The sequence below is a fragment of the Aquimarina sp. AU58 genome (assembly GCF_900312745.1).
Lineage (GTDB): Bacteria > Bacteroidota > Bacteroidia > Flavobacteriales > Flavobacteriaceae > Aquimarina > Aquimarina spinulae.
Genome location: NZ_OMPD01000005.1, coordinates 77,455 through 101,376, shown reverse-complemented (window position 1 = coordinate 101,376; position 23,922 = coordinate 77,455). Strand labels below are relative to the sequence as shown.

Sequence of the window (23,922 nt, the reverse complement as noted above, 5' to 3'; positions counted from 1 at the left end):
CTATTCTTAAAACTAAAATTTCATTCCTAGTCGAACATTAAAAACCCGTGGCGTTAAATAGTTGGGAATAGCAAATTGGCGTTGACTTGCTGCATCTCTTACAAAAGTATTGGTGATCGTATTTTGATTATCAAAGATATTGTAGATTTCAAAACCAAGGTTTAATTCTCTAAACATATTAAGAAAATGACCTTCTCTTAATCTTTTGTTTTGATCAACCACAACATATGATATTCCTAAATCGGCTCTTCGATAATCTCGTAGTCTGGTCTGAAAATTATATGGATCTGCATAACTGGGAGAACCTCCTGGTACTCCTGTTTGATAGACCATATTTAAATACATTTTTAAGCTTGGGATAGAAGGGACGTAATCCTGAAATAACACTCCGATTTTGAGTCGTTGATCTGTTGGTCGAGAGATATAACCACGCTTATCGATATTTTCTTCAGTTTTTAAATACCCAAGACTTACCCAGCTTTCTGTACCTGGAACAAATTCTCCATTAAGTCTTAAATCGACTCCCTGTGCATATGCTTCTGCATTATTTCTTGCACGATATCGTATCCTAACATTTTCGATAGTGTACGGGTTTACATCAGTTAGTTTTTTGTAATATAACTCTGTAGTTAATTTAAATGGTCTTTTCCACATAGAAAAGCTGTAGTCATTACCAAGTACGATATGTATAGATTGCTGTGCTTTAACATCTGGTCTTACCACCCCTAATGAATCTCGTAATTCTCTATAAAAGGGAGGTTGATGATATAGCCCTCCAGAAACTCTAAAGATCATATCAGATTTCCAATTAGGTTTAATCGCAACTTGAGCCCTTGGGCTAAATACAATTTGCGAATCAGAACTATCAACTGTATTTCCATAGATATTCCAGTTATGTGCTCTAACACCTACATTTGCCCAAATTTCGTTTTCTTTTATATTAGAGCGAATGCTGTATTGCGCATACCCAGAAATACGATCAATTTTGGTGCTATTTGTAGCTCTTACGCTAGTAAAAGGAACAATAGGACTTGCAAAAGGAGTGTAGGGCTGATCATTTACAAAATCCAGTACAGGAGGTCTGATAGAAAAACCAGCAGAATCAATGATTTCATATTCTTGTAAACGGTCTCTAATATCTTCTGAGGTATATTTGATACCCCAATCAAACTGATGTTGATCTGCAACATATGTTCCTTTATGTTCGAGATTATATATCAATGCATCCAGATCATTTCTTGCATGCGTTAATTGAGAACCTATACCTTCACTAAATTCTACTTCTCCCAGGTTTTCACTACCAATATCGGTATTTACAGTACCTAGTGCATATGCTGCAAAAATATCATAATGCTCTTGTTCTTGTGTATGATATCCAGAGGCAATTAATTTTAGAGTTAAATTGTCATTGGCTCTGTAGGTTCCTTTTAGTGCTCCAAAATAGGTTTCATACCGGTCTTTTTCTTGTCCATCATAGCGAACAGTTAATGCCTGCACTGTTTGTAATGTTCCAAAATTCACCTGTTCGGTTAATGGTTCATAATCATAGGTATTAAGTGCTAAATTGCTTAAGAAGCCTAATTCAAATTTACTAGAAAAATTATAAGAAAGATATGTTTGTACGTCTGCAAATCTAGGTTGAAAATTGGTTTCAGTATTTTTTGCATCTACTAATAAGCTATTATCTCTATACCGCACACCAACAATAGCAGCTAGTTTTTTGTTTTTAGAAATTCCTTCTGCAGAAACACTACCTCCCAGCAGGCTTAAATCTGCTGTTGCTCCCAGTCTTGTTGGTCTTTTATAAGTAATATCTAAAACTGAAGAAAGTTTGTCTCCATATTTAGCTTGAAACCCTCCTGCAGAAAAATCTACATTACGAACCATATCCGTATTTACAAAGCTTAAACCTTCCTGTTGTCCTGATCTTACTAAAAAAGGACGATAAACTTCGATCTCATTTACATAGACCAAATTTTCATCATAATTTCCTCCACGAACAGAATATTGCGTACTCAATTCGTTATTAGAACTTACCCCGGGTAAACTCTTGAGGAGTCCTTCTACACCTGCATTGGCAGAAGGGGTGGTTCTAATGGTTTCGGGATCTAATGTTGTAATTCCTTCTACAATTTTTCGCTCTCTACCCGATATAATAACTTCACCTATCTGTTCAACATCTGTTTTTAGTACTGGATTAAGTTCGTATTCTTGATTTTCTTCAAGATTAATAACAAATTGTACATTTTTTAAACTAATGTGAGATATGTGTATTGTAATTTCTTGGTTAGCTGGTATACTAAGTTGATATACACCGTTTTTATCAGATTGAGTACCAGAATCGTTATAAGAGATGTTAGCTCCTTGAATGGGAATATTGTTTTCATTAAGAATAACACCTTTTAACGTTGCAGTCTGAGCCGAAGAAGAAATACTGATTAGAATCAGTAAAATCAAAAGAGGGAAAAAATTAGGTTTCAAGAAATAAGAGTATTTAAGGTTTTCTAAAAAATGTGGTTTCGAATGTTGCTCGATTACCTACTTTATCTAACACAACAAGTTTAAAATTATTTTCTGAGTCCACATGATTTTTATCATTAAAATCATAGATTAACATTCCGGTCTTATAATCATACTCCAATAAAATAAATTTTCCATTTATAGTACCTCGATAACTTTTTATTCCAGATTCAGAATCATTGATTTTTACTTTTAAATGTGTGGCCTTTGATATCCATTTTTTGCTAGAAACATTAATAGGTATTATTGTAGGCTTCTGGTTATCGGTAAATAAAGAGTATGTTCCAAAAGTACGTGTTCTGGTAGAGAACCGATTTCCTTTCTTTGATGTTCTAGAGTATGATGGTGTTTTAGAGCCATTTAAACGGCCTATATATAATTTTTTCTTATCTTCTTCACTATACCTTGATACATCAAAAACCAGAGTCATATTTTTATGTAACGGAGTTTTGTTATTGTGAATTTTAATTTTTTCTCCATTAACAGATATGTCTAGATAGGTATTTTCATATAATGCACCTTTAGGGATGAAAAGGTCAAAAAAACCAGAGCTATACGTATAATTTTCAGTTGCTTTAGCGTATTCTGATGTTTTAGGAATATCTGTTTTTGTGATTGTTTCTACATTTTTTCCTTGTACAGGAATAGTAATTGTAGAGGTGTTGTTTTTAAAATCTTTGATATGAATAGTATAGTTATAAGAAAGACTATCTTGAATAGTAACAATACCATTATTTACTTTCTTTTTAAAAACGGTTAACGGATTGTTTTTTTCAACAAAGAGTTTTGTTATTCTACTTCTATATTCTTTAAAATAAGAGTAATCAATAATCCGATTTGCATATCGTGTTTCGGCAAAAGAAAAACGATTCATTTCTATTTTTAAATTTTCCTGACCATTAATTAGAGTAGTTATTTCATATACACCGTTATTATTCTCGGCTAAATCTTGTTTGTCTATGGTAGCTACGCCGAAACCGATTTTACCATATGCACTCAGGTTTTCTGCCTTAAAACTACCATCTTCTAGAGGTGTAAGCTTTAATCTAACTGGTTTTTGCGCACCGTTAATATGTGCGTCTTTATCCAAACTATAGGCCCAAAGACTATTTATGATTGGTTTTCTGGTATCTTTTACTTCCATGCCAAAATTCATTGGATTCATTGGTCTGGATCTCGAATCTCTAATCTCAAAATGAAGATGAGGCCCAGAGCTTCCTCCGGTATTACCACTGTATGCTATAACATCACCTTGCTTAACTATTAACGAACCTGATTTTGGAAAAAGTTCTATTTCATAAGATTCTTTTGCGTACTGTCTTTCTTTTACAAAAGCTTCAATTTCTGGAGAGAATTTTTTTAAATGAGCATATACACTTGTATATCCATTAGGATGTGCAATATATAGTGCTTTACCATATCCACCATGCGAAACCTTTATTCTAGTTACTCGACCAGATGCTGTAGCATATACATTTAATCCTTCTTCGCCATTAGTTTTCATATCTAATCCAGAATGAAAATGGTTAGATCTCAACTCGCCAAATGTTCCCGAAACTACAGTAGGAATATCAAGAGGACGAATAAAATAGTCTTTTGGAAGGTTCTTTTGTCCATAGCAAAAAGAAAAGCCAAGTACAATAAAAACTATAATCTTTCTCATAAAAGGGGGTATCTATGTGTGTGTTTATGAAATGTGTTTATAAAACTACTTATTTTTTTGCTAGGTTATGTTATTTTCAGTGCATGATTAATAGCGTCATTTAAATATCCACCAGAAATAATTTTTGTTCTAACCAGATCTACATTAGTTTTCATTTTTTTATAATCTTCTAATGATAAGCTTTCTAATTTATTACTTAATTCATCTAAATTAGAAACTGTAAAACCAATATTGTTACCTGTTATAAAAGCACTAATGGCAGCTTTGTCCCATACAATCACAGGTAATCCACATAAAATATACAATGAAGTTTTATGAGGGTTATTGTATTTTAAATACTGTCCGTATTGACCACTACATTCTTCTGTAGAGATGCCATCCCATACTAATCCAAAAGATCCCTTGATATGATAAGCAACCACATCAGAAGGGAATGCTCCTTCATAAGTAAGTACAGATGTTTCTTTTTTGGTTTTGAGTTTTTGATAATCAAATCCCATACCATACAGATTCATTCTGAAATTTTTTCTTTCGAGTAGGTCAATATCATAGATATATGAATTTTTACCTTCTCCAAAACCTCCTGCATATACTACTTCGTGTATCTTTTCTCCTGTAACATCATTGTTTTGATCAGGTAATCCTTTATTTAAGATATAGTCAAATATTCCGAGTACAATTATGGGAATTTTAACATCTTGTTCTAAAAACCAATTCTTCATCGAATCGTTATGTACAATAATGGCATCTGAAGAAATTATTTTTTTTAATTCTTTGTTTGCATCACTAGTTCTGCCTTTCAAAAAACGCACATCATGAACAATAGTAATGATTTTACATCTTTTCATTTTTGCAACAAATAAGACGTAGTTTCTAAACTTATTTAGAGGATATTGTGTGCATAATGTTGATTTATAAGGTAACCGTATAAGAGCGAAGGTAATGCCAAAAAAGTTTTTTAGAGCACCAATTGCAGAGTTTGGGATTGAAGATTGTTTGAATCCCAGATTTTTAAATCCCATTTCGATTAGAATAGACTCACAATCAGTTTTTGCTTTACCAGCTGCGTTAAAAAGAGATTTGTAATTTCTGGAAATGAAATATCCTTTCATATGAATATGTAAATTTATCGTGGGAAAGATACACACATTTTATTTTTTATACCCTATTTTAAGAAGATTATCAATTGTGATTTTTTGATGTGTAATTATTACCTATAAAATCCTTTTAAAAATAGTAGTTTTGACAACTGAATTTTTTAGAAACTATTTCGAATAAAAAAATATACTAGTGAAAGAAAAGAGATATGATTATCTAATTGTAGGAGCAGGATTGTTTGGAAGTGTTTTTGCTCACGAAATGACTAATCGAGGTAAAAAATGTCTTGTGATAGATAAACGAGATCATTTAGGCGGAAATGTATATTGTGAGGAAAAAGAAGGAATTAATATACATAAATATGGAGCTCACATTTTTCATACTAATGATAAAAAAATCTGGGATTATGTAAATCAATTTGCAACTTTTAATAATTATATAAATTCTCCATTATCATTGTCAAAAGGTAAACTGTATAACCTGCCTTTTAATATGAATACGTTTTATCAACTATGGGGAACCAAGACACCGCAGGAAGCAAAAAAGATTATTGATGAACAAGTAGCGCAATATGGAGTAAAGTCTCCACAAAACCTTGAAGAACAAGCTTTATCTTTGGTTGGGAAAGATATTTATGAAACTTTTATTAAAGCCTATACAGAAAAACAATGGGGTAAAAAAGCTACAGAACTCCCTGCATTTATCATTAAAAGACTTCCGGTTAGATATACATATAACAACAATTATTTTAATGACATTTATCAAGGAATTCCTGTCGGAGGTTATAATGTAATTATTAATGGTTTACTAGACGGTATTGATACCAAAACAGGAGTGGATTTTTTTGAAGATAGAAAAGAACTAGAATCTCTAGCCGATAAGATTGTGTATACGGGCAAGATAGATGAGTTTTTTGAATACAAGCATGGGCATTTAGAATACAGATCATTACGATTTGAACATGAACTTCATGATATTGAAAATTACCAGGGTAATGCAGTGGTAAACTATAATGATGCAAATTATGCATTTACCAGAATTATTGAGCATAAACATTTTGAATTTGGAAAGCAGAATAAAACAATTATAACAAAAGAATATCCCGAAAATTGGGATAGAAACAAAGAGGCATATTATCCTATTAATAATGGTAGAAATCAAGAAATTTTTAAAAAGTATAAAGAAGAATCACAACAATTAGAAAGTGTGATTTTTGGAGGAAGGCTGGCAGAATATCGTTATTATGATATGCACCAGATAATCGCATCGTCTTTGGTTAAAGTAGAAGAAATTTCGAGGATTAAACCACAATAAAGAAAGGGTTTAAAATTAGTTGTAAAACTATTGGGTTTTTTCAATTGGTATGTTAACTTTGTGTAACGAAGTATTGTGTAAAATTTATAATGAGTGATTTAATTGAAATTATTGATTCTCTTGAAAATAGAATAAGTAAGTTGCTTCATAAATATGAATTAATTAAGCAACAAAATTTAAGTTTAAAAGAGAAAATATCGGATTTGGAGTCTAATTCAGAACTTCAGATGGATCAATTAAAGCAGTGGGAAGAAAAATTCAGTGCGCTCAAAAATGCAAACGCAATATTAGGCAGTGACGAATATAAAAGGGAAACCAAGCTCAAAATAAACGCTTTAATAAGAGAGATTGATATGTGCATTGCACAACTTTCTGAATAAGTAAAATATGGCAGATAAGCTTAAAATTAAATTATCTATTGCAGATCGTGTATACCCGCTAACCATTAATCCGGATCAGGAAGAAGGTTTACGGAAAGCAGCAAAAAAGATAGAAGCCATGATAAAGCAATTTGAGCAAAGTTATGCAGTTAGAGACAAGCAAGATGTATTGGCAATGTGTGCTTTACAGTTTGCTGCACAAGTAGAACAAAAAACTATAGATAAAGATGATGACACGGTTAATGTGGCTAATAGATTAAATGAATTAAATAATTTGCTACATGAACATTTATCATAACGTTCTTTAAAATAAATAAGGTTACTGCCTGCACTAGTTGTTATTTTGATAAACTCAACAAGAATTAATTAAAAAGGGTGAGTTTAAGTTGTAAAAGCGCGCCGCCTTGAGCGGATTCTTGAGCAATTTGTTAGCCCTAAACCTGTTTTTACAGAGTTTATACAAAACCTTTGCTAGTGCAGGCTTTTTTTATATAAATACTAACACAAATTATGGATAATAATATTATATTTTTAATAGTTGCTGGGGTAGCAGGACTAATGATAGGATTTATCATTGCCAAAGTTCTGGAACGTAATAAAGCTTCAGAGATTATTAAAAATGCTAAAAAAGCTTCCGAAAGCATTTTAAGAGATGCTAAAAATGAGGGAGAGACAATTAAAAAAGACAAGATACTTCAGGCCAAAGAAAAATTTATTGAATTAAAATCAGAACATGAAAAGGTAATATTATCGCGAGATAAAAAGATGGCCGAAGCAGAAAAACGAACAAGAGATAAAGAATCTCAAGTTTCTAATGAATTATCTAAAAACAAAAAACTAAATATAGAACTCGAAGAAAAAATTAAAGAAGGAGAGCAACGCAAGGACTATTTAGAAAAGAAACAAAGCGAACTTAAAAAACTTCATAAAAGCCAGGTGCAACAACTTGAAGTTATATCAGGGTTGTCTGCAGAAGAAGCAAAAGAACAACTTGTAGAGTCTTTAAAAGGACAGGCAAAGACCGATGCTATGGCACTTATTCAAGACACTATTGAAGAAGCTAAGCTAACCGCACAACAGGAGGCTAAGAAAGTAATAATTAATACTATTCAAAGAATAGGTACAGAAGAAGCAATTGAGAACTGTGTTTCGGTTTTTAATATTGAAAGTGATGATGTAAAAGGTAGGATTATTGGTCGTGAAGGTAGAAATATTAGAGCTATTGAGGCTGCTACAGGAGTCGAAATTATAGTGGATGATACTCCTGAAGCAATAATTTTATCTTGTTTTGATTCTGTAAGACGAGAAGTGGCTCGATTGTCACTTCATAAATTAGTGACCGATGGGAGGATTCATCCTGCTCGAATAGAAGAAGTAGTAAGAAAAACAAGGAAACAAATTGATGAAGAGATTATTGAAGTCGGTAAGCGTACCGTAATTGATCTCGGGATACATGGATTGCATCCAGAACTAATTAAGACTATAGGTAGAATGAAATACAGATCTTCTTATGGCCAGAATCTTCTACAACACTCAAGAGAAGTTGCTAAGTTATGCGGTGTAATGGCTTCAGAATTAGGGCTAAATCCTAAACTAGCAAAAAGAGCAGGTTTACTGCATGATATTGGTAAGGTTCCGGATACAGAAACGGAAGTGCCACATGCTATCCTTGGAATGCAATGGGCAGAAAAATATGGTGAAAAACAAGAAGTCTGTAATGCTATAGGAGCGCATCATGATGAAGTAGAGATGACATCGCTAATTTCTCCTATCGTTCAGGTGTGTGATGCAATTAGTGGTGCCAGACCTGGTGCTAGACGTCAGGTATTGGATTCTTATATACAAAGGCTGAAAGATTTAGAAGGAATCGCTTTTGGATTTGACGGAGTGAAAAAAGCTTATGCGATTCAGGCAGGTAGAGAGCTTCGAGTGATTGTTGAAAGTGAAAAAGTGAATGACGAAAAAGCAGCTAGCCTTTCTTTCGAGATTTCTCAAAAAGTACAGACAGATATGACATATCCTGGTCAGGTTAAAGTGACCGTAATACGAGAGACAAGAGCAGTTAATATTGCTAAATAATATTTTTATAGAACTTAATAACTATAATAAAGCGATACTGTATTATTACAAGTATCGCTTTATAGTTTTTATACTATTTTTTGATTCCTATATTTTTTGATCATATTATCTTTCCATTTCAGAGCTAATTCCATAGTGTCAAACTGTTTAAACTCTTTGTTAAAGAAGGCTTTTTCAAGCTTTGTTTGTATTTTTTGTCTATGATCGGCAGATACTACTGCAAAACCAATCACATTTGAAATTTTGGCAGTTTCTAAATATACCGTTGGATTTACGGCATAAGAGTTAATGCGATGTGTGATATAAACAAAAGGTTTGTTTTTGAAATGTTTTTCTGTAATCAGTAGCAAAACATCATTATGTTCTGGTAAGACTGTAATTCCTTCTTTCATTATAGCCTTTACATAATCTTCATATATCTCTATATGACAGAAATAGAAATTATATGAAGTGATCATTAGGTTTTTGTTAGCTTTTAACATGTGTTTTAGATACAAAAACAGAGTGAAAATAAAACTTTTTCATGCTATTTTAGAGTATAATATATGAAAAAAACATGAATTTAGTAAGAGGTTAAAATATGTCTCATGATAAATCCATGGCTATATTCGTTCTGTTTATTTGGGGTTGATATTATTTAGTTAAGCAGCTCAACGGCTTTTTAATAAAGTTTCTTTAATGGATTATAAAAAAGACTGTTATCTCTAAAATAACAGTCTTTTTTTTTGTAATTGTTACGCTTTGATGATTAGGATTCAGTAGATTCTTCAGCTTTTTTGATAGTAATTGTTAATTCACCAGAATCATCATCCATATCCATGAATATACTATCTCCTTCTCCAAGCTGAGAGTTTATAATCTCTTCTGCCAAAGCATCTTCTATATATTTTTGAATAGCTCTTTTTAGAGGCCTTGCACCATACTGTCTGTCAAAACCTTTTTCGGTAATGTAATCCTTAGCTTTTTCACTTAAGGAAAGGTCGTATCCAAGATCTTTAATTCGTCCGTATAGTTTATCAAGTTCGATATCGATAATTTTATGGATATCCTCTCGTTCTAATGCATTAAATACAATAACATCATCTACTCGGTTTAGAAACTCAGGAGCAAATGCTTTTTTTAATGCATTTTCTATTACTCCCTTAGCGTAATCTTCTGCCTGAGTCTTTTTGGCAGAAGTTCCAAAGCCAACTCCTTGTCCAAAGTCTTTCAGTTTACGAGCTCCAATGTTTGAGGTCATAATGATTATAGCATTTCTAAAATCAATTTTTCGCCCAAGACTATCGGTAAGATATCCATCATCTAATACTTGAAGCATCATATTAAATACATCTGGATGTGCTTTTTCGATTTCATCTAATAGAATAACTGCATATGGCTTTCTTCTTACTTTCTCGGTAAGTTGGCCTCCTTCTTCATAACCAACATACCCAGGAGGTGCTCCAATAAGTCTAGAAACTGCAAATTTCTCCATATACTCACTCATATCAATACGAATAAGTGTGTCTTCGCTATCAAAGAGTTCTCTGGCTAAAACTTTGGCTAATTGTGTTTTACCAACTCCAGTTTGTCCTAGAAATATAAATGATCCAATGGGTTTGTTAGGATCTTTAAGTCCGGCGCGGTTACGTTGTATTGCTTTTACAACTTTGGTAACGGCTTCATCCTGACCTATAACTTTACCCATAATTAGGTCGGGTAATTCGGCTAGTTTGTTACTTTCAGTTTGCGCTATACGATTAACAGGAATACCGGTCATCATAGAAACCACATCTGCTACGTTTTCTTCATCAACGGTTTCTTTATGTAGTTTAGACTCTTTTTCCCATTGTTCTTGTGCAACACCAAGCTCTTTCTCAAGATTCTTTTCATCATCTCTAAGCTTTGCGGCTTCTTCGTATTTTTGTTTTTTGACCACACTATTCTTGAGTTCTCTTACTTCTTCAAGTTTTTTCTCAAGATCGAGTACTTTTTTAGGGACATCAATATTGGTAATATGTACTCTAGAACCTGCTTCATCCAACGCATCAATAGCTTTGTCCGGTAAAAAGCGATCTGTCATATATCTATTGGTTAATTTTACACAAGCTTCAATAGCATCTGGTGTATAACTAACATTGTGGTGTTCTTCATATTTTTCCTTGATGTTATTAAGGATTTCTATAGTTTCTTCAATATTTGTAGGTTCTACAATTACTTTTTGAAAACGTCTCTCTAAGGCACCATCTTTTTCTATGTATTGGCGATATTCATCTAAGGTTGTGGCACCAATACATTGAATTTCACCTCTTGCTAAGGCTGGTTTAAACATATTTGAAGCATCTAAGCTCCCTGTAGCACCACCAGCACCTACAATAGTATGAATCTCATCTATAAAAAGAATGATATCATCGTTCTTTTCTAATTCGTTCATTACTGCTTTCATTCGCTCTTCGAATTGTCCACGATATTTGGTTCCTGCAACTAAGCTTGCCAGATCAAGAGTAACGACTCTTTTGTCAAATAAAATTCTAGAAACTTTACGTTTTACTATTCTTAGAGCAAGCCCTTCTGCAATGGCAGATTTACCAACTCCAGGTTCTCCTATGAGTAGTGGGTTGTTCTTTTTACGTCTACTTAATATTTGGGATACACGCTCTATCTCTTTGGATCGTCCCACTACGGGGTCGAGTTTTCCTTCTTCTGCCATTGCTGTTAAATCACGGCCAAAGTTATCTAAAACAGGAGTTTTAGATTTTTTCCCTGCTTTACTTCCTCCAGAAGGGGAGTTAAAAGGATTTTCTTTAGATGAATCTCCAGTTAAATCATCATCATCTTCAGAGAAAGATTCTGCTTTTGGGTTATCTATATATTCTTCTTCGTTAGCAATCATAAACTTAAATTGGTCTTTAACATTATCATAATCTACTTTTAAACGATTTAAAAGTTTTGTAGTTGGGTCATTTTCATTTCTTAGGATACATAACAGAAGATGAGCAGTGTTAATAGAAGAACTTTGAAATAGCTTAGCTTCCAAAAAAGTAGTTTTTAATGCTCTTTCTGCCTGCCTGGTTAAATGTAAATTCTTTTTCTCGTTTGTGGCAACAGCTATATTTGGATTTGCGGGACTTAGGATTTCAACCTTCCTTCTTAAATTTGTCAAATCGATATCTAGCGCATCTAGAATATTAATAGCTTTACCACTTCCGTCACGTAGTAATCCTAGCATAAGGTGTTCTGTGCCAATAAAGTCATGCCCTAATCTAAGAGCTTCTTCTTTACTGTACGCAATCACATCTTTTACTCTGGGCGAAAAATTATCATCCATAAAATTATTCTCTTTCTTTATAACTAAAATAGTAATTTTTAGAATTAAATTGACAAAAACTATTCCTTTTAATTAGATATTTTGACATAGGGATATTTTGTCATGCAATTTCAAGCTTTAAAAATACACACACCAGCTCTGAGACAGTGTCTATTATGGTTTTTTTTGCTTGTATTGGTAAATAGACAAAAAATGCATTAATAATCAAAACCTAAGATCACAGACTTATTAACGACATCTGTCCATACTATTGTTAATAAATTCCGTATATTACAGGGTAATTGGCTGTTAAAACCGTCTTAATTTACTTAAATTAGCGCGTTTAATTAATCAATTTTAGAATAAAATAATTTTTTATGGCTGATGGAGAAAAGCTTATACCTATCAATATAGAAGATGAGATGAAATCTGCATACATTGATTATTCAATGTCTGTTATTGTATCTCGTGCACTTCCTGATGTTAGGGATGGTCTTAAGCCCGTACATAGACGTGTTTTATACGGTATGTATGAATTGGGTGTTAAAGCGAGTAGTGCCCACAAAAAATCTGCAAGAATTGTAGGTGAAGTTCTTGGTAAATATCACCCTCATGGTGATACATCTGTATATGATACGATGGTTCGTATGGCGCAAGAATGGAGTTTGAGGTATATGTTAGTTGATGGCCAGGGTAACTTTGGTTCTGTAGATGGGGATAGCCCTGCGGCTATGCGTTATACAGAAGCAAGAATGCGAAAGATATCAGAGGATATGCTGGCAGATATCGAAAAAGACACTGTAGATCATACATTTAATTTTGATGATACTTTACAAGAACCAACAGTTCTGCCAACAAGGGTTCCAGGATTATTAATAAATGGAGCCTCAGGAATTGCAGTTGGTATGGCAACAAATATGCCACCTCATAATTTAAGTGAAGTTGTTGATGGTACAGTTGCTTATATTGAGAATAATGATATCGAAATTGATGAATTAATACAGCATATTAAAGCCCCGGATTTTCCTACAGGAGGAACAATTTATGGGTATGATGGTGTTAGAGAAGCTTTTAAAACTGGTAGAGGAAGAGTCGTTATACGAGCTAAAGCAAGTTTTGAAGAAGTAAACGGTAGAGAAAGCATAATCGTTACAGAGATCCCTTATCAGGTGAATAAAGCAGATATGATTAAAAAGACTGCTGACCTTGTTAATGATAAGAAAATCGAAGGAATTTCTACAATACGTGATGAGTCTGATAGAAATGGTATGCGTATCGTATATGTCCTTAAACGGGATGCAATACCTAATATAGTACTAAACCTTTTATATAAGTATACAGCTTTACAATCTTCTTTTAGTGTAAATAATATAGCACTGGTTAATGGAAGACCACAGTTGTTGAATGTAAAAGAAATGATTCATTATTTTGTAGAACACAGACATGAAGTTGTTGTTCGTCGTACAAAATATGAATTGAGAAAAGCTGAAGAAAGAGCTCATATTCTTGAAGGTTTAATCATAGCTTCAGATAATATTGATGAAGTAATTGCTTTAATTCGTTCTTCTGCGAATACAGAAGAGGCACGCGAAAAATTGATAAAACGTTTTGAACTTTCTGAAATACAGGCAAAAGCAATCGTAGAGATGCGTTTGCGTCAATTAACAGGTCTGGAGCAAGATAAATTACGTGCTGAGTATGATGAGTTGATGAAGACTATCGAAGACCTTAAGGATATTTTGGAAAAGAAGGAGCGTAGAATGCAAATCATTAAGGACGAGCTAGCAGAAGTAAAAGAAAAATATGGCGATGAGCGTCGTTCTCAAATAGAATATGCAGGAGGAGATCTTAGTATAGAAGATATGATCCCTGATGAAAAAGTAGTAATTACGATTTCACATGCTGGATATATAAAAAGAACTTCTCTTAATGAATATAAGAAACAAAATAGAGGAGGAGTAGGACAAAAAGGAAGTACAACACGTAATGAGGATTTTCTTGAACATTTATTTGTAGGAACCAATCACCAGTATATGCTGTTCTTTACTCAGAAAGGAAAATGTTTCTGGATGAGAGTATATGAAATTCCGGAAGGAAGTAAAACTTCTAAAGGAAGAGCTATTCAAAATCTAATTAATATACATAGTGATGATAAAGTGAAAGCTTTTATCTGTACCCAGGATCTTAAAGACGAAGAGTACATTAATTCACACTATGTCATTATGGCAACGAAAAAAGGTCAGGTCAAAAAGACATCTTTAGAGCAATATTCGAGACCGAGAACAAATGGTATTAATGCTATTACTATAAAGGATAATGATGAACTTCTCGAAGCAAAATTAACCGATGGTAAAAGCCAGGTAATGTTGGCGGTAAAATCGGGTAAAGCAATTCGATTCGAAGAAGAGAAAACCAGACCAATGGGACGTGGAGCCTCGGGAGTAAGAGGAATCAGGCTTGCTGATGATAAAGATGAAGTAATTGGTATGGTAGCTGTTAATGAAATGGAAAGTAATATCTTAGTAGTTTCAGAAAATGGTTATGGAAAACGCTCTAAGTTAGAAGATTATAGAATAACGAATAGAGGAGGGAAAGGTGTTAAAACCATTTCTGTTACTGATAAAACAGGATCTCTGGTGGCAATTAAGAATGTTACTGATTTAGATGATCTTATGATTATAAATAAATCAGGAATTGCTATTCGACTTTCTGTAGAAGATTTACGTGTGATGGGACGCGCAACACAAGGTGTACGTCTTATTAATTTAAAAGGTAAAGATTCTATTGCCGCAGTAGCAAAAGTTATGCACGACGAAGATGATATAGATCAGGATGAAGATATAGAAGATGTTGATTCTTCTACAACAGATGCTGATAACACTTCAGATGGCACGAATATTGATAATGAAACAAAACAATAATTAAATCCCATTTTAAAAACTCAAGTAATGAAGACTAAATTTATCGTAGTACTATTTCTAGCTGTTAGTGCTTTTGGATTTTCTCAGAAGGAGAGCACTCCAAAACAAGCATTAAAAGCGGCAAACAAGGCCTTGAAATCTGGTAACATGGATGTAGCTAGTGAAGCATTGAAAGCTGCTGAAGGACAGTTAAACGCTGCTGATGAAAAAATGAAAGCGCAATATTATTTTTTTAAAGGCCAGGTTGTAGCTGCTTCTGCAGGTGAATCTTTAGAGAAAATTGAAAGTGCAGCGAATGCTTATAATAAAACAATCGAAATTGAAAAAGCCGCAGGAGGATCTAAATATACTGCTGATGCTTCTCAAAAATTACAATTGTTACGCCAATCCTTAGTTGAAAACGCAATTAAAGATCAGAATGCAAAAAACTATAAAGGAGCATCAGAAAAACTTTATTTAGGATATACAACCAATAAAGCTGATACAACATATTTATATTATGCAGCTAGTAATGCTGTTAATGATAAAGATTATGATACTGCTCTAAAATATTATAAGGAATTAAAAAGCCTTGGTTTTAGTGGAGTAAAAAAGGAATTTGTTGCAACGCATAAAGAAACAGGTAAGGTTGATGTTTTTGAATCGAAACAAATAAGAGACCTTTCTGTAAAAACTGGAGATTACATTAAACCAGAAACTAAAACTTCTGAATCTAGAAAAGGAGAGATCGCAAAAAATATTGCTTTGATTTATATGAGTCAAGGAAAAGATGAAGAAGCAATAGCTGCTATTGAAGATGCTAAAAAAGAGAACCCAGAAGATTCTGCATTAAAGCAAGCAGAAGCTGATGTATACTATAAATTAGGAAATATTGCTAAGTATAAAGAAATCATGGAGCAGATCGTAGCTAACGATCCTGAAAATCCAGATTTACTATATAATTTAGGAGTTAGTGCATCTCGCCTTGGTGATAATGATCAGGCACTGGGTTACTATAAGAAAGCTTTAGAGCTAAAACCAGATTACACTGCTGCTCAAATCAATATTGCTTCTATAATTTTAAGTGGAGAAACTAAGATTGTAGATGAAATGAATGGATTAGGAACATCTTCAAGCGACAATAGAAGATATGATGAACTAACAAAAAAGAGATCAGAATTATATAAAACAGCAGTTCCTTACCTTGAAGGAGCTCTAAAAAGTAGTCCTGATAATGTAGAAGCTATTCGTACATTGATGAATATATTTTATCAGTTAGATGATCCTAAGGCTGGCGAAATGAAAGACAGACTTAAAGCTTTAGAAGGAGGCAACTAGTAATAAGAACTTTTCAATATTATACATCATAAAAAAAACCGGAATGTACATTCCGGTTTTTTTATGATGTATTTTAAATAGTATTTGTAGAATAGCATCTTGAATTCGACACTGTTGCTTACCTAAGTTCAGCGCCTAATTTATTTTCAAAATTGTACTGTAATTTATTCATGATCTTATCGATTTGTTTATCGGTAAGTGTTTTATTATCGTCCTGTAGAATGAAACTTACAGCATACGATTTTTTTCCTTTAGGAAGGTTTTTACCTTGGTATACGTCAAATAAGTTTACATTTTTTAGAATTTGTTTTTCGGTTTGCTTAGCGATAGTATGAATTTCTTCAAACTTTATAGAATCGTCTAATAACAAAGCAAAATCACGACGCACTTCAGGAAATTTAGGAATATCTTTATACTTTAGTTTATTGTGTTTTGCATATTCTAAAATAACATCCCAGTTAAAATCGGCATACAATACTTCCTGAGAAATAGAGAAATGTTTAAGTACCGATTTTTTTAGTATTCCAAAATCTACTAATTGCGCTTTACCAATACTTAAAGAAAGCCCTTCAGTAAAAACATCATTCTTTATAGGAGATGTTTTTAATCTTGTTAGTCCTAAACGTTCTAAAACAGAAAATACTATTCCTTTTAAATAAAAGAAATCACTTGTTTGTGGGCTTGCAGTCCAAGTTTCTTTAGACCTACTTCCAGAAACAATAATACTTAGATGTTTATTCTCTATTCTCTTATCTTCATAGTTATGATATGTTTTTCCAAACTCAAATAATTTAAGATCTGATCGTTTTCTATTACTATTATAGGATACAGCCTCTAATCCCGAAAATAACATGGATTGCCTCATTACTGCCAAATCATTACTAAGTGGATTTAGCATTTCTACATTATTCTCATTTTTAAGCTGTTCACTCAAGGTAATATAATGAGGAGAAGTAAGTGAGTTGGCTAACATCTCATAAAATCCCAGACCAACAAGTTGATTTGATATGGTATTTTGCACATTATAATCAGAGAACCTATCAATATTTGATATCGAAGCATTCAATTTTTGAGTAAAACCAATAGTATTATACCCGTATACTCTAAGAATTTCTTCTATTACATCAACTTCTCTTTGTACATCATTTCTGTATGCCGGAATGGTAAGACCTATTCCTGTCTCGGTTACACTATTGATTTTAATATCTAATGAAGTGAGAATCCTTTTAATAGTATCTTGAGGTATTTCTTCACCAATTAACTTTGTAGTATTTTCAAAAGATAAAATCACCTGAAAATCTTCAATCTTTTTAGGATATAAATCCATGATTTCACTAGAAATATTACCTCCTGCAAGCTCCTGTATTAATAGAGCGGCTCTTTTCAATGCATATTCGGTGATATTTGGATCAATACCTCTTTCAAATCTAAAAGAAGCATCTGTGTTTAGGCCATGTCGTTTTGCAGTTTTACGAATACTAATAGGATCAAAGTAAGCACTTTCTAAGAAAATTGATGTTGTTCTTTCTGTAACACCAGAGTTTACCCCTCCAAATACACCAGCAATACAAAGAGGTTTTACAGCATCACAGATCATAAGATCTTCTTGGTGTAATTCTCTTTCTACTTCATCTAGAGTTGTAAATTTGGTACCGGTATCAACAGTTTTTACTTCAATTTTATTCCCTTCAATATAGTGTGCGTCAAATGCGTGTAAAGGTTGTCCTAACTCATGTAAAACATAATTGGTAACATCTACAACATTATTTTTGGGAGTAATTCCTATCGCTTTTAATCTATGTTGCAACCAGGCAGGAGATTCTCCTACTTTAATATCAGAAATCGTTACACCGCAATATCTGGGTGCCATCTCATTATTTTTGACTTCGATATCAATTTTATTTAGCCTGTTTTCTACTCTAAAATTACTTACTGAAGGAGTAATAAGTTCTAGATTAAGGTCTTTTTGTAGTAGCCCTGCTTTGAGATCACGTGCAGTACCCCAATGACTCATTGCGTCTGCACGATTAGGAGTTAATCCAATTTCAAACACATAATCATTTTCAATATCAAATATATCTGCAGCTTTAGTCCCTACGGTGATATCAGTACTTAAGACCATAATCCCGTCATGACTTTTCCCTAACCCTAATTCATCTTCGGCACAGATCATACCATGGCTTTCTTCACCTCTTATTTTTCCTTTTTTTATGACCCATTCTTCACCTTTATCATTATAAAGTTTTGTGCCAATAGTAGCAACAGGGACTTTTTGCCCAGCGGCAACGTTAGGAGCACCACAAACAATCTGAACCGGTTCACCATTACCTAAGTCTACTTTGGTAACTTTAAGCTTATCTGCATTTGGATGTTTTTCGCAATTAAGAACTTGCCCTATAACAACACCTTCTAATCCTCCTTTTACACTTTGATAGGGCTCTATTCCTTCTACCTCTAACCCTAGATCGGTAAGGAGCTCTCCGGTTTTCTCTGCATCCCAATCGATATTAATAAATTGCTTCAGCCAGTTATATGAAATCTTCATTTGTGATCTTTCTAAATTCAGTTGGTAAAGATAATATATTGGGCAGAGGATACAAATAGTTGTAAGTATATCTATAAACAAAATTGTGGTATATTTATAATAGTTTTATTCTAACCAAATTTTAATATTATGAAAACAGGAATTAAGTTACTTACGATCATGTTCCTTTTCGGAATTATTTCTTGTACTGATAAGAAAAAAGAAGAGGAAGAAACCAAAGCAGTTGTAGAAAAAATAGAAGCAATTGAGTCTGAATTGGATCAGGTTTCTGAGGAAGTCGAGACCAAAGTAGAAGAATTAGAAGAATCTTTAGAAGATTTGGATGATATTTAAAAAATCTTCTGGTAATAAACCTTCATACCCTTAATCATTTTAACACTAACTAAAAAAAACTAACATGAAATTTATAAAACTAATATTGGTATTTGTTTTGATTTTCACTTTAGGGAATCCGGTGATAATTGCTCAGGGAAAATCTCAAGAAGCAAAAGAAAAAATAGCTAAGAAAAAAGAAAAAGTTCAGGAAAAGGCAGAAAAAAAAGCAGAGAAAGCCCAAGAGAAGGCAGAGAAAGCTAGAGAAAAAGCAGAGAAAAAAGTTGAAAAACTAGAAGAGAAAGCAGAAGAAAAGGCCGAAAAAGCTATTGAAAAGGCTGAAAAAGCAGAAGAAAAAGCCGAAAAAGCCTTGGAAAAAGCTGAAAAGAAAATAAAAGGAAAGGCATATGGAAAAAGTAAAGAGGGATTAACAGGTAAAGAATTTGGAATGGCCAGAGCCGAAGAGGCTAAAGACATGGTAAAAGAACGTAGCGAAGTATTGAAAAAGAATGAAGAAAGAATTACAAGAGGCAAAGCAAAAATTGAAGCTGCAAAAGAACGTCTCGCAAAAGCAAAGGAAAAAGAAGGAGAAGAAGCTTTAGCTCCAGAAGAAATTGCAGAAAAAGAAGCTAAAATCAATAAAGCCGAAGAAAAGCTAAAAGCCTTAGAAAAATCAATAAAAAATGGAAAAGAAAAGGTGAAAGAAGGAAAAGAAAAATTAGAGAAATTATATGCAAAGGAGCAATAAAAACTTAATAAAATTATAAAAAGAGAATCGTCCGGTAAGTTTTGAGTAACTTTCCGGACTTTTTATACTATCAAATAATGAGAAAAACAACCGTACTTATTCTACTTGTTGTCACTATTTTTTCTTCTTGTAAGAAAGATAAACCATCTGATTTGGTTGAGTTTAAAAGTGGCCCATGGAAAGCAACACTAGAAGTTAAGGATAATAAAAAGCTTCCTTTTCTGATCGAAGTAATGGATGATCAGACCTTAAGAATTTTTAATGCCGAAGAAACAATTAATGTTGATGAAGTTTTAATTAATAAAGATTCTATACTAATTAAGTTTCCTGTTTTTGAGGGATATATTGCCGGTCGATTTATAGACTCTATGACAATTTCTGGAAGCTTTATTAAAAAAAGCCTGGATAGAGTAGTACCATTTACAGCAAAATATGGTGAGCAGGATCGATTTGAAATTGTTTCAAAATCGAATTATGATATTACGGGAAATTGGGAAACAATTTTTAGTAAAGACAATGAAGAAGACAGGTATATTGCCAAAGGTACTTTTAAACAAAATGGAAATATAGTTACGGGTACATTTAGAACAACTACAGGAGATTACCGTTATTTGGAAGGTGTTTTAAATAAGGATCAATTGCAATTATCAACTTTTGACGGAGCTCATGCTTTCTTATTTACTGCACAGGTAACAGATAGCACACTTAATGGTCACTTTTATTCGGGTAATCACTGGAAAGAACCTTTTGTAGCTAAAAGAAATGAAAACTTTAAATTACCTTCTGAAGATTCATTAACTTTTCTAAAAGAAGGATATGATACATTAGAATTTAATTTTCCTGATGTCGAAGGAAATCAAATTTCACTTAAAGATGATCGGTTTAAAAATAAAGTAGTCATCGTACAAGTTATGGGAACCTGGTGTCCTAATTGTATGGATGAAACCAAATATTATGTAGAGTATCAGAATAAAAATAAAAATAATGGAGCCGAATTTGTAGCATTAGCTTTTGAATATGCAAAAACCAAAGAAAAAGCATTTAAATCGATAAAAAGATTACAACAAAAATTAAAAGTGCCCTACCCAATTCTTTTGGCTCAATATGGAACTTCAGATAAACAGAAAGCACAAGAAAAACTACCGATGCTAAACCATGTGTTGTCATATCCAACTACCATTTTTATTGATAAAAAAGGGCAGGTACGCAAAATACACACAGGTTTCAATGGCCCAGCTACAGGCCAGAAATATGTAAATTTTAAAAAGGATTTTGAAGACTTTGTTAATCAGCTGTTAAAAGAATAACATGGTTTAACAATCAATTATGACTTTCTTTTTGAGTTTAACACTACCGTAACATTAGGATTGAGATATACCTCTTACATTGTTTAGGTAAGAAATTTAATTTCTTTAAGTGATAATAATTAATCAAAAAAACAGTCATGAAACAATTCAACTTAATTACAACTTGTATTGTGAGCGCAATGATGTTGCTCTCAATTCAAACAAATGCACAACTTACCACGCCTGAAGGAAGTCAGCGGGCGCAGGTAATGCAACGTGTAGGGATTACTAATATCACCATTGATTATGGGAGGCCAAATGTAAAGGAACGTGAAATCTGGGGGAAACTAGTTCCTTATGGATATAATAACCTGGGGTTTGGAACATCTAAAGCAGCACCTTGGAGAGCAGGGGCTAATAGCAATTCGACAATAACGTTTACTCACGATGCGAAAATCGAAGGAAAAGATATTAAAGCAGGTACTTACGGACTTCATATTGCACTAAAAGAAGATGGAGGGGCTACAGTTATATTTTCTAATAATTCTACGTCCTGGGGAAGTTATTTTTATGATGAAAAAGAAGATGCTTTGCGTGTAGAAGTTAAAACCAAAGAAACAGCACATACAGAAATGTTAACCTTTTTATTTCCTAAAGTTGAAGCTAATAGTGCTATAGCAGCATTGAGATGGGAGAAAAAGGAAATTCCTTTCAAGATCGAAGTTGATGTAAAAAATGTAGTAATGACGGGTATTAAAAATGATCTTCGTAATTCTGCCGGTTTTACTCAAACAAGCTGGGATAACGCTGCAAATTATGCATTTAATGCAGGTGAGCTAGATCAGGCATTAGAATGGGTTAATGCCTCTATATCGGGTAATTTTTTTAGTAAAGAAACTTTTGCTAATCTATCTCTTAAATCACAGATTTTGGCTAAGCAAGGAAAAACAGGTGAAGCTATGACTTATGTGGATAAGGCAGCTAAACTAGGAAGCACAGCACAGATTTTTAGATTAGGGACAGGGTTAATAACCTTAGGACAAAAAGATAAAGCACTTGTCATTTTAAAAGATAATGTAAAAAATAGTAAAGGTGCATGGCCATCTAACTATGGATTAGCAAAAGCATATTCGGCAACTGGGGATTATAAAAATGCTATAAAATCGATAAACACATCACTAGATAACGCTCCTGATCGATTTAAAGGAAGGCTTAACGGTGATTTAGAAAAACTTAAAAAAGGCGAGGATATAAATTAGGATTAATCTATAACAAACAATAAAGACCGTCTAAGTTTTATTAGACGGTCTTTATATTTTTATTCTATAGATGCTTATCGGTAGCAGTAATAGTACCAATAACTACATCAATCGGTTAATTTTCGCATTATCCATTCAACAGGGCCATGTTTTGCATATTTTCTATTGATTATTGCAAAAATGAGACATATTATAATAAAGAACAAAGCGTATAAAAACGAAAAGTTTATAGTATACTCTCCCATTTTTGTAGGATTGACAATTTCTATACATCCCATGCCTATGATAACATGTGCGATATAAAAAGTTAAAGCAAGTTGTCCCGTGTTTTTTAGAATATGTATAAAAGTAGTACTCTCATATTTTTTTGAAATTAGAATACAAAAAGAAATAAGAAATATGGCTATACTACTGCCAGAAACCATGTATAGAGGTAATGGAGGCATAGGGGCTGTTCCAAGAATCGGGGTTAATTCTGTGATAATTTCTTGGTCTCCCATAGAAAAGAATACAATTGAGAAATATGACATTATCTGTACAACTATAAATACAGTAAGACTAATCCACAATGCTTTTGTAACTACTCTAGTATTACTTAATTCCATTTTACCAAACCACATTCCTATAATCATAAATGCACTCCATGGAATAACAGGATGGAAACCGTTAAAAAAAAGATTTTTTAAAAAACCTTTTACTGTCCATAGATTTGTATACTCCATTTTAGTATAGTCCCATCCACTATCATAATTCCATAATATCATGAGTATAGGATATACTATAATCATTCCTATTGCTATTGATACTAGTGTTTTTGGACTACTTTTTATTAAAAATATTGCTAGCAACATGTATATCGCATAAAAGTGTAAAATATCTGCTTGCCAGATTGTTGAATAGGATATACCAATTAAGAAAAGAAATAGAGCTCTTTTAAGAAGTTTATTTTTGTTTCTGTTTAACGCTTCTTTATTATTCTGATGTATCGCATTTTTTGTTAGTAATGAAATTCCTACACCTGCCAGAACCACAAAGGTTGCAGCAGCTTTTCCATCTAATAATCCTAAAAAGGTATTCAAGAGAGGATTGCCATGATTTCCAAAGACCATTTTAAAATTAACGATAATCATCCCAAAAATAGCCAATGCTCTTGCTACATCTATTCCGATAATTCTTTTTTGCATAGCACTCTGT

17 protein-coding genes and 1 other RNA gene are annotated in these 23,922 nt (G+C 32.9%); 11 read left to right on the top strand and 7 right to left on the bottom strand.

The window, feature by feature from the left end; all coding sequences use genetic code 11:
• Positions 1-12: 12 nt before the first annotated feature.
• The 3 genes from DK441_RS01225 to DK441_RS01215 all read right to left on the bottom strand — a co-directional run bounded on the left by DK441_RS01225 (position 13) and on the right by DK441_RS01215 (position 5,295).
• Positions 13-2,481 carry a carboxypeptidase-like regulatory domain-containing protein gene (locus DK441_RS01225; RefSeq protein WP_109097120.1) on the bottom strand — a complete coding sequence of 823 codons (2,469 nt, stop codon included), beginning with the start codon at positions 2,479-2,481 and terminating at the stop codon, positions 13-15.
• Positions 2,482-2,494: 13 nt separating this feature from the next.
• Positions 2,495-4,183: a M23 family metallopeptidase gene (locus DK441_RS01220; RefSeq protein WP_109097119.1), complete on the bottom strand. Its 1,689-nt coding sequence runs from the start codon at positions 4,181-4,183 to the stop codon at positions 2,495-2,497.
• A gap of 65 nt (positions 4,184-4,248) precedes the next feature.
• On the bottom strand, positions 4,249-5,295 hold the full coding sequence (locus tag DK441_RS01215; protein WP_109097118.1) for a beta-1,6-galactofuranosyltransferase: 1,047 nt from the start codon (positions 5,293-5,295) through the stop codon (positions 4,249-4,251).
• Positions 5,296-5,473: 178 nt separating this feature from the next.
• Here DK441_RS01215 and glf point away from each other — a divergent pair, with 178 nt between their 5' ends.
• From glf to rny, 5 genes are all read left to right on the top strand, one after another.
• A complete protein-coding gene (gene glf / locus DK441_RS01210; protein ID WP_109097117.1) occupies positions 5,474-6,595 on the top strand; it encodes a UDP-galactopyranose mutase in 1,122 nt (373 codons plus the stop codon).
• A gap of 89 nt (positions 6,596-6,684) precedes the next feature.
• On the top strand, positions 6,685-6,975 hold the full coding sequence (locus DK441_RS01205) for a hypothetical protein (protein WP_109097116.1): 291 nt from the start codon (positions 6,685-6,687) through the stop codon (positions 6,973-6,975).
• 7 nt (positions 6,976-6,982) lie between these two features.
• Positions 6,983-7,273 (top strand): cell division protein ZapA, encoded by a 291-nt coding sequence (locus DK441_RS01200; RefSeq protein ID WP_025667461.1) that lies wholly within the window; start codon positions 6,983-6,985, stop codon positions 7,271-7,273.
• 52 nt (positions 7,274-7,325) lie between these two features.
• A non-coding RNA gene (gene ssrS, locus DK441_RS01195) (6S RNA) lies at positions 7,326-7,432 on the top strand.
• 53 nt (positions 7,433-7,485) lie between these two features.
• Positions 7,486-9,054 carry a ribonuclease Y gene (gene rny, locus DK441_RS01190; protein ID WP_109097115.1) on the top strand — a complete coding sequence of 523 codons (1,569 nt, stop codon included), beginning with the start codon at positions 7,486-7,488 and terminating at the stop codon, positions 9,052-9,054.
• Between the two features lie 68 nt (positions 9,055-9,122).
• Here the strand turns inward: rny and DK441_RS01185 are convergent, their stop codons facing one another.
• On the bottom strand, positions 9,123-9,536 hold the full coding sequence (locus DK441_RS01185) for a hypothetical protein (RefSeq protein ID WP_235015687.1): 414 nt from the start codon (positions 9,534-9,536) through the stop codon (positions 9,123-9,125).
• Positions 9,537-9,802: 266 nt separating this feature from the next.
• Positions 9,803-12,361, bottom strand: coding sequence for an ATP-dependent Clp protease ATP-binding subunit (locus DK441_RS01180; RefSeq protein ID WP_109097114.1), 2,559 nt, complete (start codon positions 12,359-12,361; stop codon positions 9,803-9,805).
• A 356-nt stretch (positions 12,362-12,717) separates the two neighbouring features.
• On the opposite strand from DK441_RS01180, the gene gyrA reads away from it, so the two are divergent.
• On the top strand, positions 12,718-15,261 hold the full coding sequence (gyrA, locus tag DK441_RS01175; protein ID WP_074409959.1) for a DNA gyrase subunit A: 2,544 nt from the start codon (positions 12,718-12,720) through the stop codon (positions 15,259-15,261).
• 27 nt (positions 15,262-15,288) lie between these two features.
• Positions 15,289-16,578, top strand: a complete 1,290-nt coding sequence (locus tag DK441_RS01170) for a tetratricopeptide repeat protein (RefSeq protein WP_109097113.1) — start codon at positions 15,289-15,291, stop codon at positions 16,576-16,578.
• Positions 16,579-16,696: 118 nt separating this feature from the next.
• Here the strand turns inward: DK441_RS01170 and pheT are convergent, their stop codons facing one another.
• Positions 16,697-19,123, bottom strand: coding sequence for a phenylalanine--tRNA ligase subunit beta (gene pheT / locus DK441_RS01165; protein ID WP_109097112.1), 2,427 nt, complete (start codon positions 19,121-19,123; stop codon positions 16,697-16,699).
• A 129-nt stretch (positions 19,124-19,252) separates the two neighbouring features.
• On the opposite strand from pheT, the gene DK441_RS01160 reads away from it, so the two are divergent.
• From DK441_RS01160 to DK441_RS01145, 4 genes are all read left to right on the top strand, one after another.
• Complete coding sequence (locus DK441_RS01160) at positions 19,253-19,456, top strand: hypothetical protein (protein ID WP_074409956.1); 204 nt, start codon at positions 19,253-19,255, stop codon at positions 19,454-19,456.
• Positions 19,457-19,520: 64 nt separating this feature from the next.
• Entirely contained in the window at positions 19,521-20,183 is a 663-nt protein-coding gene (locus DK441_RS26870) for a hypothetical protein (protein WP_200822820.1), read from the top strand.
• Positions 20,184-20,260: 77 nt separating this feature from the next.
• Entirely contained in the window at positions 20,261-21,490 is a 1,230-nt protein-coding gene (locus DK441_RS01150; RefSeq protein WP_109097110.1) for a peroxiredoxin, read from the top strand.
• A gap of 137 nt (positions 21,491-21,627) precedes the next feature.
• The gene (locus tag DK441_RS01145; RefSeq protein ID WP_109097109.1) at positions 21,628-22,728 is read left to right on the top strand and encodes a DUF2911 domain-containing protein; all 1,101 of its coding nucleotides are present in this window, start codon (positions 21,628-21,630) and stop codon (positions 22,726-22,728) included.
• A gap of 107 nt (positions 22,729-22,835) precedes the next feature.
• Here the strand turns inward: DK441_RS01145 and DK441_RS01140 are convergent, their stop codons facing one another.
• Entirely contained in the window at positions 22,836-23,912 is a 1,077-nt protein-coding gene (locus tag DK441_RS01140; RefSeq protein WP_109097108.1) for a DUF418 domain-containing protein, read from the bottom strand.
• Positions 23,913-23,922 lie beyond the last annotated feature (10 nt).